The organism is Actinoplanes octamycinicus (assembly GCF_014205225.1).
GTDB classification, from domain to species: Bacteria; Actinomycetota; Actinomycetes; order Mycobacteriales; family Micromonosporaceae; genus Actinoplanes; species Actinoplanes octamycinicus.
In genome coordinates this window covers 2,941,661-2,954,776 of record NZ_JACHNB010000001.1, presented here as the reverse complement: position 1 = coordinate 2,954,776, position 13,116 = coordinate 2,941,661, and the positions used below count along the sequence as shown (strand labels likewise).

At 70.3% G+C, this 13,116-nt stretch carries 13 protein-coding genes and 1 tRNA gene; 10 read left to right on the top strand and 4 right to left on the bottom strand.

Going from position 1 to position 13,116, the window contains the following annotated elements; translation table 11 throughout:
- The first annotated feature begins 59 nt into the window (after positions 1-59).
- The 9 genes from BJY16_RS13260 to BJY16_RS13220 all read left to right on the top strand — a co-directional run bounded on the left by BJY16_RS13260 (position 60) and on the right by BJY16_RS13220 (position 9,142).
- Positions 60-1,028 carry a GlxA family transcriptional regulator gene (locus tag BJY16_RS13260; protein WP_185039757.1) on the top strand — a complete coding sequence of 323 codons (969 nt, stop codon included), beginning with the start codon at positions 60-62 and terminating at the stop codon, positions 1,026-1,028.
- 62 nt (positions 1,029-1,090) lie between these two features.
- Positions 1,091-2,758 carry a GspE/PulE family protein gene (locus BJY16_RS13255; RefSeq protein ID WP_185039756.1) on the top strand — a complete coding sequence of 556 codons (1,668 nt, stop codon included), beginning with the start codon at positions 1,091-1,093 and terminating at the stop codon, positions 2,756-2,758.
- A gap of 81 nt (positions 2,759-2,839) precedes the next feature.
- On the top strand, positions 2,840-3,961 hold the full coding sequence (locus tag BJY16_RS13250; protein WP_185039755.1) for a type IV pilus twitching motility protein PilT: 1,122 nt from the start codon (positions 2,840-2,842) through the stop codon (positions 3,959-3,961).
- A gap of 2 nt (positions 3,962-3,963) precedes the next feature.
- Positions 3,964-5,196 carry a type II secretion system F family protein gene (locus tag BJY16_RS13245; protein WP_185039754.1) on the top strand — a complete coding sequence of 411 codons (1,233 nt, stop codon included), beginning with the start codon at positions 3,964-3,966 and terminating at the stop codon, positions 5,194-5,196.
- A gap of 115 nt (positions 5,197-5,311) precedes the next feature.
- Positions 5,312-5,830, top strand: coding sequence for a type II secretion system protein (locus BJY16_RS13240; protein ID WP_185039753.1), 519 nt, complete (start codon positions 5,312-5,314; stop codon positions 5,828-5,830).
- Positions 5,831-5,914: 84 nt separating this feature from the next.
- Positions 5,915-6,700: a prepilin peptidase gene (locus BJY16_RS13235; protein ID WP_185039752.1), complete on the top strand. Its 786-nt coding sequence runs from the start codon at positions 5,915-5,917 to the stop codon at positions 6,698-6,700.
- A 42-nt stretch (positions 6,701-6,742) separates the two neighbouring features.
- Positions 6,743-7,768, top strand: a complete 1,026-nt coding sequence (gene pilM / locus BJY16_RS13230) for a type IV pilus assembly protein PilM (protein ID WP_185039751.1) — start codon at positions 6,743-6,745, stop codon at positions 7,766-7,768.
- Between the two features lie 73 nt (positions 7,769-7,841).
- Positions 7,842-8,564 carry a PilN domain-containing protein gene (locus BJY16_RS13225; RefSeq protein ID WP_185039750.1) on the top strand — a complete coding sequence of 241 codons (723 nt, stop codon included), beginning with the start codon at positions 7,842-7,844 and terminating at the stop codon, positions 8,562-8,564.
- Complete coding sequence (locus tag BJY16_RS13220) at positions 8,564-9,142, top strand: type IV pilus inner membrane component PilO (RefSeq protein WP_185039749.1); 579 nt, start codon at positions 8,564-8,566, stop codon at positions 9,140-9,142. Before BJY16_RS13225 ends, BJY16_RS13220 begins: the two co-directional genes overlap by 1 nt.
- 42 nt (positions 9,143-9,184) lie before the next feature.
- On the opposite strand, the gene BJY16_RS13215 is transcribed toward BJY16_RS13220, so the two are convergent.
- Complete coding sequence (locus tag BJY16_RS13215; RefSeq protein ID WP_185039748.1) at positions 9,185-10,027, bottom strand: LLM class flavin-dependent oxidoreductase; 843 nt, start codon at positions 10,025-10,027, stop codon at positions 9,185-9,187.
- A gap of 140 nt (positions 10,028-10,167) precedes the next feature.
- Here BJY16_RS13215 and BJY16_RS13210 point away from each other — a divergent pair, with 140 nt between their 5' ends.
- Entirely contained in the window at positions 10,168-10,554 is a 387-nt protein-coding gene (locus BJY16_RS13210) for a response regulator transcription factor (protein WP_185039747.1), read from the top strand.
- A 205-nt stretch (positions 10,555-10,759) separates the two neighbouring features.
- On the opposite strand, the gene BJY16_RS13205 is transcribed toward BJY16_RS13210, so the two are convergent.
- The 3 genes from BJY16_RS13205 to BJY16_RS13195 form a co-directional block, all read right to left on the bottom strand.
- Complete coding sequence (locus tag BJY16_RS13205) at positions 10,760-11,788, bottom strand: glycoside hydrolase family 11 protein (RefSeq protein ID WP_185039746.1); 1,029 nt, start codon at positions 11,786-11,788, stop codon at positions 10,760-10,762.
- 607 nt (positions 11,789-12,395) lie between these two features.
- Positions 12,396-12,468 (bottom strand) — tRNA-Ala (locus BJY16_RS13200).
- A gap of 89 nt (positions 12,469-12,557) precedes the next feature.
- Positions 12,558-13,106, bottom strand: a complete 549-nt coding sequence (locus tag BJY16_RS13195) for a YqgE/AlgH family protein (RefSeq protein ID WP_185039745.1) — start codon at positions 13,104-13,106, stop codon at positions 12,558-12,560.
- Positions 13,107-13,116 lie beyond the last annotated feature (10 nt).

Sequence of the window (13,116 nt, the reverse complement as noted above, 5' to 3'; positions counted from 1 at the left end):
CTTCACGTGATCGATTCTCGGCAGTCCGGGCCGTCCGGGCGAGTGGCCGGGAGGCCATCATGCGCAAGAATCGAGCCATGCATGTCATCGCGGTCCTCGTCCTCGACGGTGTCGTCCCGTTCGATCTGGGCGTCCCCGCCCAGGTGTTCGGCGCCTCCCGCGACCCCGACCGGAACCGGCTCTACGAGCTGCTGTTCTGCGGCGAGGGCCCGGTGCGCACCGAGGCCGGCTTCACGGTGACGCCGGACCACGACCTCGCCGCGGTGGCCCGGGCGGACACCGTGCTGGTGCCCGGCATCCACACCGGCGGCCCGGTCACCGACGGCACGCTGCCCGAGCCGGTCCGCGAGGTGCTGCTCGCCGCGGCCGCGCGCGGCGCCCGGATCGTGTCGATCTGCACCGGCGCCTCGGTGCTCGCCGCGGCCGGCCTGCTCGACGGCCGCCCGGCCGCCACCCACTGGGCCTGGGCGAAGCGGATCGGTGGGCTCTATCCCCGGGTCGACTGGGATTTCGACGTGCTCTTCGTCGACGACGGCGACGTGCTCACCTCGGCCGGGGTCGGCGCCGGGGTGGACCTCTGCCTGCACCTGGTCCGCTCCGATCACGGCGCCGAGGTGGCCAACCGGGCGGCCCGCCGGTGCGTGGTGCCGCCGTGGCGGGACGGCGGTCAGGCGCAGTACATCGAGCGCCCGGTCCCGGCCGCCGCCGGGACCGGCACCGAGCCGACCCGGGCCTGGGTCCTGGACCGGCTGAGCGAGCCGGTCACCCTGGAGGAGATGGCCGGGCACGCCCGGATGAGCGTGCGCACCTTCACCCGCCGGTTCCGCGACGAGACCGGGTCGAGCCCGCGCCAGTGGCTGCTGCGGCAGCGGGTGGAGCACGCCCGGCTGCTGCTCGAGTCGACCGACCTGGGCGTGGACGTGGTGGCCCGGCGGGCCGGGCTGGGCAGCGCCACCGCGCTGCGGCAGCACCTGCACGCCACCATCGGGGTGGCGCCGTCGGCGTATCGCCGGACCTTTCGCCACTAAGTTTTGGGCCGGGATGTCCGATGGAGGGGTGTATACCCTGTGCCGCCGCACTTGAGGACTTCATGGACCAGACCTTCCGGCCTCTGCTCGATGCCCTGAAGCAGATCGGGATCGACCCGCACGCGGTCGATGCCGCGGCCGAGGAGGCACAGCGCAGCGGCCGGCCGGTGCGCGCGGTGCTGATCAACGATCAGGTGGTCACCGAGGAGCAGCTGACCCAGGCGGCCGCGGCGGCGTTCGGGATCAACACCCTGGACCTGGTCGGCTTCACCCCGGACCCGACCGCGCTGAAGCGGATCCCGCTGCCGGTGGTGCTCCGGCACCGGGTGCTCGGCCTGGCGATCACCGACGGCGAGCTGGTGGTCGGCGTGACCGACCCGGCCGACGTGGTGGCGCTGGACGACGTCCGGGCGGCGACCGGGATGACGGTACGCCCGGTGGTGGTGGCCCGCAGCGAGGTCCGCCGGATCATCGAGAAGCTGCAGCGTGAGGACAGCGACCTCGGCGACCTGGCGGACGCCGCGACCGGCGACTCGGCCGGCATGGCCGCGCAGCAGACCAGCACCGACGACGCCCCGATCGTCCGGTACGTGAACAGCCTGATCGAGCAGGCGGTGATGAACCGCGCCTCGGACCTGCACCTGGAGCCGACCGAGGAGGACATGCGGGTGCGGTACCGGATCGACGGCGTGCTGCACGAGGTGGACATCGTCCCGCGCGGCGTGATGGCCGCGCTCACCTCCCGCATCAAGATCATGTCGGGCGTCGACATCACCGAGAAGCGGGTACCGCAGAACGGCCGGATCACCGCGCTGATCCGGGACCGGACGGTGGACCTGCGTACCGCCACGCTGCCCACGGTGTGGGGCGAGAAGATCGTGCTGCGCGTGCTCGACACCGGCGGCATCGACCTGGACCTGCGCAAACTCGGGTTCACCGAGCACAACCTGCGCCGGTTCGAGGAGTCGTTCAGCAAGCCGCACGGGATGGTGCTGGTCACCGGCCCGACCGGGTCCGGCAAGTCGACCACGCTCTACGCCACGCTCGGCCGGATCAGCAAGCCGGAAGTCAACGTGATCACCATCGAGGACCCGGTCGAGTACCGGCTGCGCGGGATCAACCAGGTGCAGGTGAACGCCAAGGCCGGGCTGACCTTCGCCGCGGTGCTGCCGGCCATCCTGCGGTCCGACCCGGACGTGGTGCTGATCGGCGAGATCCGGGACGGCACCACCGCGCAGATCGCCGTCGAGGCGGCGCTCACCGGTCACCTGCTGCTCTCCACGCTGCACACCAACGACGCGCCGGGCGCGGTCACCCGGCTCACCGAGATGGGCATCGAGCCGTTCCTGGTCGGCTCGTCGCTGGACTGCGTGCTGGCCCAGCGGCTGGCGCGGCGGCTCTGCGACTGGTGCAAGGAGGCGTACCAGCCGACCGAGGAGGAGGTGCTGGGCGCCCGCTGGCCGCTGCAGGACCTCGCCTTCCCACAGGTGCTGTACCGGCCGGTGGGCTGCCGCAACTGCGCGAACACCGGGTACAAGGGCCGGATCGCGCTGCACGAGGTGATGCCGATCAGCCCGGAGATCGAGTCGCTGTGCATCCAGCGGGCCGCGGCCGGCGAGATCCGCGAGGTCGCGCTCGCCCAGGGGATGTACGAGCTGCGGGCCGACGGCCTGGCCAAGGCGGCGGGCGGGCTGACCTCGGTGCGCGAGGTGTCCCGAGTAGCAGTCTGACGGCACCCGTATCGCTACTAAACCCGGTCCCCGCGGTGCCGAATCAACAAGCGTCGGAACGCGAACGAGAGGGCCGGAACAGTGAACACGATCGAGCACGAGGTGCGGCAGCCGGCGACGGCCGCCACCGCGGATGACCTCGCCGTGCTCGACCAGTTGCTGATCACGCTGGTCGAATCGCGCGGCTCGGACCTGCACCTGACGGTGGGCTCCCCGCCGATGATGCGGGTCGACGGGTCGCTGCGGCCGGTCCCCGGGTACGGCAAGCTGAACGCCTCGGACACCGAGCTGCTCGCCCGCGCGGCGGTCACCCCGCTGCAGTGGGAGGCGTTCGAGCGCGAGCAGGAGATGGACTTCGCGCACAGCATCGTCGGGGTCTCCCGGTTCCGCGGCAACCTCTACCGGCAGCGCACCTCGTGCGGCGCGGTCTTCCGGGCCATCCCGCACAAGATCAAGCCGCTGGACGAGCTGGGCATGCCGGAGTCGGTGGGCCGGTTCGCCCACCTGCCGCGCGGCCTGGTGCTGGTCACCGGCCCGACCGGGTCCGGCAAGACCACCACCCTGGCCTCGCTGCTCGACCTGGCCAACCGCAGCCGCGCCGACCACATCATCACCATCGAGGACCCGATCGAGTTCCTCCACCCGCACAAGCGCAGCATCGTGAACCAGCGGGAGGTGGGCGCCGACACCGAGACCTTCGCCAGCGCGCTCAAGCACGCGCTGCGCCAGGACCCGGACATCATCCTGGTCGGCGAGCTGCGTGACCTGACCACCACGGCGACGGCGCTGACCGCCGCCGAGACCGGCCACCTGGTGATGGCGACGCTGCACACGCAGAGCGCCACCCAGACCATCGACCGGATCATCGACATCTTCCCGCCGCACCAGCAGTTGCAGATCCGCGCGCAGCTGGCGGCCAGTCTCCAGGGTGTGGTCACCCAGGCGCTGGCGCCCCGCGCGGACGGCAAGGGCCGAGCGGTGATCTGCGAGATCCTCAGCGCGACACCGGCCATCCGGAGCCTCATCCGGGAGGGCAAGTCGCACCAGATCCCGTCCTTCATGCAGGCCGGCAGCAACGAGGGCATGCTCGCCTTCGACCAGCACCTGGCCGAGAAAGTGCGCGAAGGCGTGATCACCATGCAGACCGCTCTGGAGATCAGCCACTCTCCGGAGGAGCTCAAACGGCTCGTCGGACGGAGCTGACCGTGAGCGCGAACAAGACTTTCACCTACAACACCATCGACGCCTCGGGCAAGAAGTCGAAGGGGACCATCGAGGCCCCGAACGAGGCAGCCGCCACGCACATGCTCAAGCAGCGTGGCGAGGTGCCGCTCGGCCTGGTCGAGGCCGGTCAGGGTCTGCAGCGCGAGCTGAAGATCCCCGGCCTGGGCAACCGGGTCAAGCTCAAGGACCTGGCGGTCTTCGCCCGCCAGTTCGCCACCATGACCTCGTCCGGCATGTCGCTGCTGCGCTCGCTCTCGATCATGGAGGAGCAGACCTCGTCGCCGCCGCTGAAGAAGGCGATCGGCGAGGTACGCACCGACGTGGCGGCCGGCGGCGGGTTGTCGGCGTCGATGGCCAAGCACGACCGGGTCTTCCCGCGGCTGATGGTCGCGATGATCCGGGCCGGCGAGACCGGCGGCATGATCGACCGGGCTCTCGAGCAGATCGCCGACAGCTTGGAGAAGGACACCGCGCTCCGCGGCAAGATCAAGAGTGCGCTGACCTACCCGGCGATCGTTCTGGGCTTCACCTTCGTCCTGATCGCGGCGATGTTGATCTTCATCGTCCCGATCTTTGAGGGGATGTTCAAGAGCCTCGGCGGCGAGCTGCCCGGGATCACCCAGTTCCTGGTCACCACCAGCCACAACATGTGGTGGATCGGGCCGCTGGCGCTGGTCGCCGGCTTCGGCACGGCGTTCGGCTACAAGCGGCAGCTCCGCAGCAGCGCCGACTTCCGCCTCAAGGTGGACAAGGTCAAGCTGCGGATGCCGGTCTTCGGTTCGCTGTTCCAGAAGCTGGCGATGAGCCGGTTCTCCCGGAACCTCGGCCTGCTGCTGAACGTCGGCGTGCCGGTCATGCAGGCCCTCGCGGTGGTCGGCGAGACCACCGGCAACGAGGTGATCAACATCGCCATGCAGGACATCCAGGCCACCGTCCGGGACGGCCAGCCGATGTCCACGGCGATGCGGCACCACAAGATTTTCCCCGAGATGGTCAACCAGATGATCGAGGTCGGGGAAGAGAGCGGTCAGATCAGTCAGATGCTCGACAAGGTTGCCGACTTCTACGACAGGGAAGTCGACTCCGCCGCCGAGTCCCTGGCCGCCTCGATCGAACCGATCATGGTGCTCATCATGGGCGCGGTCGTCGGTGGCATGGTCGTCTGCCTCTACCTGCCGATGTTCACGGTCTACCAGAACATCCAGTCGAGCTGACCGAATCTGCTCCTCCCTGGCGTGCGACGCGGCACGCACCGCACCACCCGGCCGCTCCCGACTGCCGGCTCTCCCTTCCCCGCTCCACCCCTGTATGCCTATGGAGGCAATCCCCATGCAGAACGTCATCGACCGCCTGACCGTCAAGCGCGACGACATCCTCGCCAAGAAGGACGACGACAAGGGCTTCACCCTGATCGAGCTCCTGGTCGTGGTGGTCATCATCGGCGTCCTGGTCGCGATCGCCGTGCCGGTCTACCTGAACTACCGTCAGGGCGCGGCCGACAAGTCGGCGCAGTCCGACGTCCGTGGCGCGATCAGCGCGATCGAGCAGTTCTACACGAGCAACGGCAACACCTACCCGTCCGGCGCGCTCAGCAGCATCAGCGGCACCGGCTCGGCGGCCACCACCGTCTCGTCGATCGACCTGAAGGACAGCGGCAACAACAAGGTCGGCTCGATCACCGTCTCCGACAAGACCCAGCTGACCTACGTCCTGAACTCGGCCAGCGACTACACCATCTGCGCCAAGAACACCGGCGGCAGCGGCAAGATCTACGTCTACCGCAGCAAGGACGGCGGCTCGGTGCAGACCGCGACCAGCGGCGTCAACCCCACCTCGACCGGCTGCTGAACCGGATAACGGTCACCGCAACACCATGACGGGTGGCGCCACCTCGGTGGCGCCACCCGCTCCACGTGAGGAAAGGAGCCCGACATGCCACTTCTCCCGCTGCTGGTCGTCGTCGGCGTGCTCGGGCTCGCCATCGGCTCGTTCCTGAACGTGGTGATCCACCGGGTGCCCCGCGACGAGTCGCTGGTCCACCCCGGCTCGCACTGCCCGAACTGCGGGCACGCGGTCCGCAGCCGGCACAACGTCCCGGTCCTCGGCTGGCTGATGTTGCGCGGCCGGTGCGCCGACTGCGCCACCCCGATCAGCGCCCGCTACCCGCTCGTCGAGGCCGGCACCGCCGCCCTGTTCGTCGCGGTGGCCGCCCGGTTCGGCTGGTCCTGGGCGCTGCCCGGATACCTCTACCTGGCCGCCGTCGCGATCGCCCTGGCGCTGATCGACCTGGACGTGATGCGGCTCCCCGACAAGATCGTCCTTCCCTCGTACGCGGTGGCCGCCGCCCTGCTGGTCCCGGCCGCCCTGCTGGCCGGCGACCCGGCCGCCCTGCTCCGCGGCGCGCTCGCCGCGGCCCTGCTCTACCTGCTCTACCGCCTGCTGGCGCTCTGGGGAATGGGCGGCGGCGACGTCAAGCTCGCCCCACTGCTCGGCTTCTACCTCGGCTGGCTGGGCTGGAGCGCGGTGGCGATCGGCGCGTTCGGCGGTTTCCTGCTCGGCGGCCTGGCCGGCGCCGCGCTGCTGCTGACCCGGGCCGCCGGACGCAAGAGCCGGGTCCCGTTCGGGCCGTACATGCTGGCCGGCGCGTTCCTCGCGGTGTTCGCCGCGGCGCCGATCGGCGACTGGTACGCCAACCTGCTCACCTCCGCCCCGTACTGACCGATAGCCGTAGAGACGTCCCCGGACAGAAAGGAAAGACCGATGGCTGGCGCAACACCGATCGGGCTGGACATCGGCTCGTCCTCGATCCGGGCCGTGGAGGTCCGCCGCACCAAGGATGACTACACGCTGACCAACTTCGGGCAGATCCCGCTCGCCCCGGGCACCGTGCACGGCGGCGTGGTGCAGGACCCGCTGACCGTGACCAGCTCGCTCAAGCAGCTCTGGGCGGCGTCCCGGTTCGGCACCAAGCGGGTGCACCTCGGGGTGACCAACCCGCAGCTGGTGGTCCGCGAGATGTCGATCGCCAACCTGCCGGCCGCGCAGATGCGTCAGGCGCTGCCCTTCCAGGTCAAGGACCAGCTGCCGCTGGCCGTCGAGCGGGCGCTGCTCGACTTCTACCCGCTGGAGCAGCCGGGCAACAACCCGACCGTCCGCGGCCTGCTGATCGCCATGCCCAGGGACGCGGTGGTCGACCTGGTGCAGGCGGTGGAGAAGGCCGGCCTGCACGTGACCGGCGTCGACCTGGCCTCGTTCGCCCTGCTGCGCGCCGCCTCCCGGCTGGACGCCCAGGTCGAGGCGATCGTCGACATCGGCGCCGACATCACCAGCGTGGTGGTGCACGCCGACGGTGAGCCGCTGTTCGTCCGGACCCTGCCGCGCGGCGGCTCGGAGATCACCGACAGCATCGCCACCCGGCTCGGCATCCCGGCCGCCCAGGCCGAGGAGCTCAAGTGCCGGTACGGCCTGCACGGCGACGGCACCCCGGACAGCGTGGCCGCGCTCACCGACGCGGTCCGCCCGCTCGCCAGCGAACTGCGCAGCTCGTTCACCTACCTGGCCTCCGGCGAACGGCAGAAGCAGGTCACCCGCCTGTCGCTGTCCGGCGGCGGCGCGCTGATGCCCGGCCTCGCCGAGCACCTGCAGGAGCAGCTCGGCATCGCGGTGATGTACGCGGACAGCACTTCCCGCCTGCGCGACACCCGCCGGGCCCGGGAGCGCGGGTTCGACAGTTTCGTGCCGTCGGCTGCCGTGTCGATCGGCCTCACCCTGGGAGCGGGCCGATGAGCGAGCTTGCGAGCGAATCGATGAGTACAGTTTCGAGCTCATCGCGCCGCCGGAGCGCAGCGGAGGTGGCGCGATGAGCACCACCGCCCTGATGCCGCTGGACCCGTCGGTCTCCCCGCAGCAGGCCACCCGGGTGCTCGGCATCCGCGCCAACCTGCTGCCGCAGGAGATCACCGACGGCCGGCGGGCCCGGCGCACCCGGACCGCCGTGATCATCACCGCGCTGCTGGTGGTCGGCGCGCTCAGCGGCTGGTACTGGCAGGCGGCCTCGTTGAAGAAGACCGCCGAGGCGGACTTCGAGGACGTCACCCGGCAGGTCGCCACGGTGCAGAAGCAGCAGACCAAGTACACCGAGCTGAACCAGACCAAGAACGCCAACACGGTGTTCTCCGGCGAGCTGGCCAAGCTGATGGCCAGCGACCTGTCCTGGCAGGGCGTGCTCGACCTGGTGCGGACCACCGGCGAGGACGCCGGCGCGGAGGTCACCGAGATCAGCGGCATGCTGGCCGGGGCCAGTGGGCAGACCGGCGCGGCGACCAGCGACGGCGCCGTCGGTCAGCTCTCGGTCAGCGGCACCGCGAAGGACAAGAAGGCGGTCGCCAAGTACATCGAGGGCCTGCTCAAGCTGGAGAAGAAGGGTCTCGCCGACCCGTTCGTCTCGAGCGTCTCCGGCTCCGACGACGAGAAGGGCACCAGCACCGACAAGGGTGTCACCTTCAGCCTGAACCTCTCGATCACCGACAAGGCGTTCTGCGGCCAGTGGGGCGAGACCGACTGCACGTCCGGAGGTAACTGATGAGCGGGCTCCGCTCCGACCGCATCTGGCTCTTCGGCGGTCTGGCCCTGATCGTCGTGCTGATCGTGGCCGGCTGGTTCCTCATGATCAAGCCCAAGTACGCCGAGGCCTCCGACATGCGCGGCCAGGTCGAGGACACCACCGCCCAGCTCGCCCAGCTGCGCAAGCGGCTGGCCGACCTGAAGGTGGACAACGAGAACCTGGCCGAGTACCAGGCCGACAAGGCGCGGTTCGAGGCGGCGCTGCCCACCGAGGACGGCATCCCGGCCTTCCTGCGCCAGTTGCAGAGCCTCGGCTCGAACCTGGAGGTGGACGTCAGCGCGTACACCGCCTCCGGCCGCTCCAAGTCGGACACCGTCGGCACGGTCGAGGAGCTGCCGATCACGCTCAGCGCCACCGGCAAGGTCGAGCGGATCAGCACGTTCGTGCAGCAGCTGCAGAACACCCAGCCGCGGGCGGTGCTGATCCAGTCGGCCGGCCTGAACTACGCCGACGACGGCACCGCGGAGCTGTCGCTCACCCTGGTCGCCTTCCGCAAGACCACCACGACCAGCACGGTGGTCACCACCACCCAGTGAACCGGCACCGGCCGGGCCGCCCGTCCGGCGGCCCGGCCGGACTCATGCCGCCATCAGCGTGGCCGCGATGTCGAAGGCCGGGCGGCGCACCGCGTACCGGGTGATCCCCCACCGGCGTTCGCTCTCCGCAAGCTTCGCCCGGATCTCACTCTCGGTGCCGGCCAGCGCATACGGCGTCACCGCCATCTCCGCCTCGGAGATCTCGGCGTCCACGGCCCATTTCGCGTACGTCGCCCCGGCGTCCGCGGTCACCTCGACGTAATGGGCCAGCACCTCGACCGGTGTCCCGCCGGCCAGCTCCACCTGCCGGTCCACCTGCTCCGGGTGGAACCGCGCGGTGTGCTCGTGCCCGTCGGCGAGGGTGCGGCCCAGCCCGGAGAGCCCGATCAGGTCGGCCTGTCCGGCGGCCCAGCGCAGCAGCCGGGTGTTGCCGCCGCCGAAGAGCAGCGGCACCCGCTCCTGCACCGGGCGCGGCGACGTCATGCCGTCGCCGGCCAGCAGCCGCATGGTCGCCTCGGCCACCGCGATGCAGTGGTCCACCCGCTCCTTGACGCCCGGGCGTTCCCGCCCGACGGCGGCCCACTCGGCCGGGGTGTGCCCGGCCCCGACCCCGAAGACCGCCCGGCCCCCGGAGACCACGTCCAGGGTGGCCACGTCGGCGGCGATCAGGATCGGCTCGCGGACGCCGGCGTTCACCACGTACGACCCGAGGCGCAGGGTGCTGGTCACCGCGGCGGCCGCGGCCAGGGCCACGAACGGCGAGGTGCAGCTGCCCGGGTGGTCGGGGGTGTAGAGGGTGTGGAATCCGGCGGCCTCGGCACGGCGGGCCAGGTCGAGCCAGCCGGCCGCGTCGTCGGGCTTCGCCTGCAGGGAAAAGGTGACCATTGCCGGATTCTGCCCAGTGACGGCGATGACTGCCGCATTCTTCTGCGCAGGGCAGAGGCCGCTCCGGGACCGCAACCGGAGAGTTCTGCCGTCGCGCGCCGGGCTGCCGATCAGGAAGGTCCACGCGGAGGAGGAGTGCCATGAACGAGAACCTGATCCTGATCGCCGACGATGACGCCGACGTGCGCGACATGCTCACCGTCAGCCTGGAGGCGGCCGGTTTCCGGGCGCTCGGCGCCAAGGACGGGCACACCGCCGCCCGGATCCTCACCGTCGCCAAGCCGATCGGCATGATCACCGACGTCCGGATGCCGGCCATGAACGGCATGGAGCTGTGCCAGCTGGCCCGCAGCAACCCGGCGATCAAGGACATGGCGATCCTGATGGTCTCCGGCAACAACCACGCCTACGACGTGGACGCCGGCCTGATCTCCGGCGCGGACGGCTACCTGTCCAAGCCGCTCTCCCCGCGGCAGCTGGTCACCGAGCTGCAGGAGCTGATCAGCCGCCGCCACCCGGCCGCCTGACGGCGGTCCGGACCGCCTTCCCCCGCGTCGCCGACCCGAGGGGCCTGGTTCGTCGCCGACCGCTCACCCGCCGGGTGAGCCGGCGAGCGGCCCAGGCGATCCCGGACGAACAGGAACGCCCGGACCGGAGTCCGGGCGTTCCCGCGGCATGGTGGCCGGTGGCCACTCAGGCCGGCTGCTGGTGAGAACTCGATCCAGAAGCCGGTCAGCTCGTCCGGCAGGTGACCGTCGGCCAGGTCCAGTTGCCGTTGGCCATGATCGTCACGCCGAAGTTGTTGCCGCTACCGTTCGGCCGGGCGGTAACGGTGCCCGTCGTGCCGCTGACCGAGGCGTTCCAGCTGTTCTGCAGGCTCTGGCCGCCGTTGAGGTTCAGCGTGACGGTCCAGTTGCTGGCGTTCTGCACCGCGACGTTGAGGTTGAACCGGTCGCCGAACTGCTGGCCGGCGGAGAGGACGGCGGTGCAGTTGCCGCCGGGGTTCTGCGTCGGCCCGCTGGAGGGCGTGGTCGGGTTGCCGCCGCTGCCTTCCCGAACGGTGATGTCGGAGCTGCCCTGGCTCTGGTAGCCCTCGGTGGCCATGATCTGGTAGGCCCAGCTCGTGCCGAGGTTCAGGCCGGCACGCGCCCAGGCGTCGAAGTGGTTGGCGGTGGTGATGGTGCCGCTGCTGCGCTTCTGCTGGCGGACGCTCCAGTACTGGTAGAACGTCGCGGTGCCGTCGATCGACGGCTGGTTGACCCGCTGGGTGCGCAGGATGTCGTACGTGCCGCCGTCGGTGGTGACCGTACCCAGCCGCTGGGCGCCGGTGCTCGGGTTGTAGCTGCCGTAGTTCTCGACGATGTAGTACTCGATGAGCGGGCTGCGCGTCCAGCCGTACAGGGCGAGGTAGGTGTTGTTGTTGCCCGGGTTGTAGCTGCCCGAGTAGGTGACGGTCCGGCGGCTGCCGGTGGCCCAGCCCTTGCCGCCGACCCAGTTGTTGGTGCTGCGGTCCCAGCTGCTGGTATACCGGCCGTCGGCGCGCAGCGTCATGCTCGCGTTGCCACTGTCCTTCCAGAACGAGAAGTAGTAACCGTTGTGGGTTCCGGTGGTGTTCGAGCTGACGGTCCGGTCAGCCTCGGCGTGCGCGGCACCGGCGGTCAGAACCCCGGAGACGGTCATCGCCACGGCACAGGCGGCGCCGGCCAGCAGGCGGAGGCGGCCGCGCCTGCGGCGGTTGGGGGAAGCGAGATCTGCGGTCATCTGAGTGCGTCCTCCTGATGGGGGCAGGGAGCGGCTCCACGGGCACGACCACCCCGGATCGGGGATGTGCCGGCGATGACGACGGCCATCACCGTGCATCGACATGGCACCCGCGGCGGGGATGACAGCTATCGAAGCCTGTCATTGCGCGATCCTGACCCCTCAGCCTCGGCTTGTCAACAACTTCCGGAAATAGTTCGGAAATATCGAGTTGATCTTCCGCAACGGACGCGAATGTATCGGCAGCTCGTGGCCACTATCCGGTCCCATCGTGATACGGGATTGTTGCCTGATGGCCAGCCAGTAGCAGCGTGAATACCGGAAGTTCCGAAACTTTCGGAACCCGGGCGGGCGTCTGCGGCGACGGCGGGCGGACCAGCCCGCACCGGTCCGGGTCGACGGGCGGCCACGCCCGGGCGACGCCGCTCGCGCGAGCTGATGGCCCGGATCGGCCACTGCAGCACCCGGGCTGCCATGATCCATCAACACGCCGGCCGGGATCGAGGCCAAGGCCATCGCCGCCGCCCTCGACACGCTCGGGAGCAGGACGGAAGTGATCTGGCACAAACAAGAACGCCCGGACCGAAGTCCGGGCGTTTATCAAGGGTGGAGCTGAGGGGACTCGAACCCCTGACCCCCACACTGCCAGTGTGGTGCGCTACCAGCTGCGCCACAGCCCCTTGCACTGCATCTTTCCGGTGTCCCCGGCGTTTCCCCCGGGCACGCTGGAAATACTACACACCCCTCCGGGGGCCCTCGCAGCACCCCCTCAGTTCAGCGAGACGTCCGGGGGGAAGTGGGCGACGGCGGCCAGGATGTCGCCCTGGCGGCGCAGGACCATGGCCCACAGGTCGTCCGGGCGCTCGACGAACGGGTCGCCGGGCAGGGCGTCGAAGACGAACCAGGAGCCGGCCGCGATCTCCTCCTCCAGCTGGCCCGCCGACCAGCCGGAGTAGCCCGCGAAGACGCGGATGCCGGCCACGTTGTCGCGCAGGCGCTCCGGGTCGGCGGACAGGTCGAGGGTGCCGAGCGAGCCGGCGACCGGATGAAAACCGGTCACCCGCCTTTTCACCTCGGGGCGGGTGCGGGCCAGGCAGATGGCCGACTCGGGCTGCACCGGGCCGCCCTCGAAGAGCACCGCCGGGTCGCCGGCCAGCTCACCCCAGTTGCCCAGCACCTCGGCGACCGGGACCTCGGTGGCCCGGTTCAGCACCACACCCAGCGCGCCGCCCTGCTCGTGGGCGACGAGCAGCACGACGGTCCGGTCGAAGTTGGGGTCTTTGAGGGTCGGCGTGGCAACCAGCAGCTGACCGGTCATCGACTCCACC

What these genes read in the sequence shown, in the direction of transcription:
- BJY16_RS13235 (WP_185039752.1), top strand. Translation starts at nt 5,915, where the DNA reads ATGCCACTTCTCCCGCTGCTGGTCGTCGTCGGCGTGCTCGGGCTCGCC.
- BJY16_RS13195 (WP_185039745.1), bottom strand. Translation starts at nt 13,106, where the DNA reads ATGACCGGTCAGCTGCTGGTTGCCACGCCGACCCTCAAAGACCCCAAC.
- BJY16_RS13215 (WP_185039748.1), bottom strand. Translation starts at nt 10,027, where the DNA reads ATGGTCACCTTTTCCCTGCAGGCGAAGCCCGACGACGCGGCCGGCTGG.
- BJY16_RS13225 (WP_185039750.1), top strand. Translation starts at nt 7,842, where the DNA reads ATGAGCACCACCGCCCTGATGCCGCTGGACCCGTCGGTCTCCCCGCAG.
- BJY16_RS13240 (WP_185039753.1), top strand. Translation starts at nt 5,312, where the DNA reads ATGCAGAACGTCATCGACCGCCTGACCGTCAAGCGCGACGACATCCTC.
- BJY16_RS13205 (WP_185039746.1), bottom strand. Translation starts at nt 11,788, where the DNA reads ATGACCGCAGATCTCGCTTCCCCCAACCGCCGCAGGCGCGGCCGCCTC.
- BJY16_RS13220 (WP_185039749.1), top strand. Translation starts at nt 8,564, where the DNA reads ATGAGCGGGCTCCGCTCCGACCGCATCTGGCTCTTCGGCGGTCTGGCC.
- pilM (WP_185039751.1), top strand. Translation starts at nt 6,743, where the DNA reads ATGGCTGGCGCAACACCGATCGGGCTGGACATCGGCTCGTCCTCGATC.
- BJY16_RS13255 (WP_185039756.1), top strand. Translation starts at nt 1,091, where the DNA reads ATGGACCAGACCTTCCGGCCTCTGCTCGATGCCCTGAAGCAGATCGGG.
- BJY16_RS13260 (WP_185039757.1), top strand. Translation starts at nt 60, where the DNA reads ATGCGCAAGAATCGAGCCATGCATGTCATCGCGGTCCTCGTCCTCGAC.
- BJY16_RS13210 (WP_185039747.1), top strand. Translation starts at nt 10,168, where the DNA reads ATGAACGAGAACCTGATCCTGATCGCCGACGATGACGCCGACGTGCGC.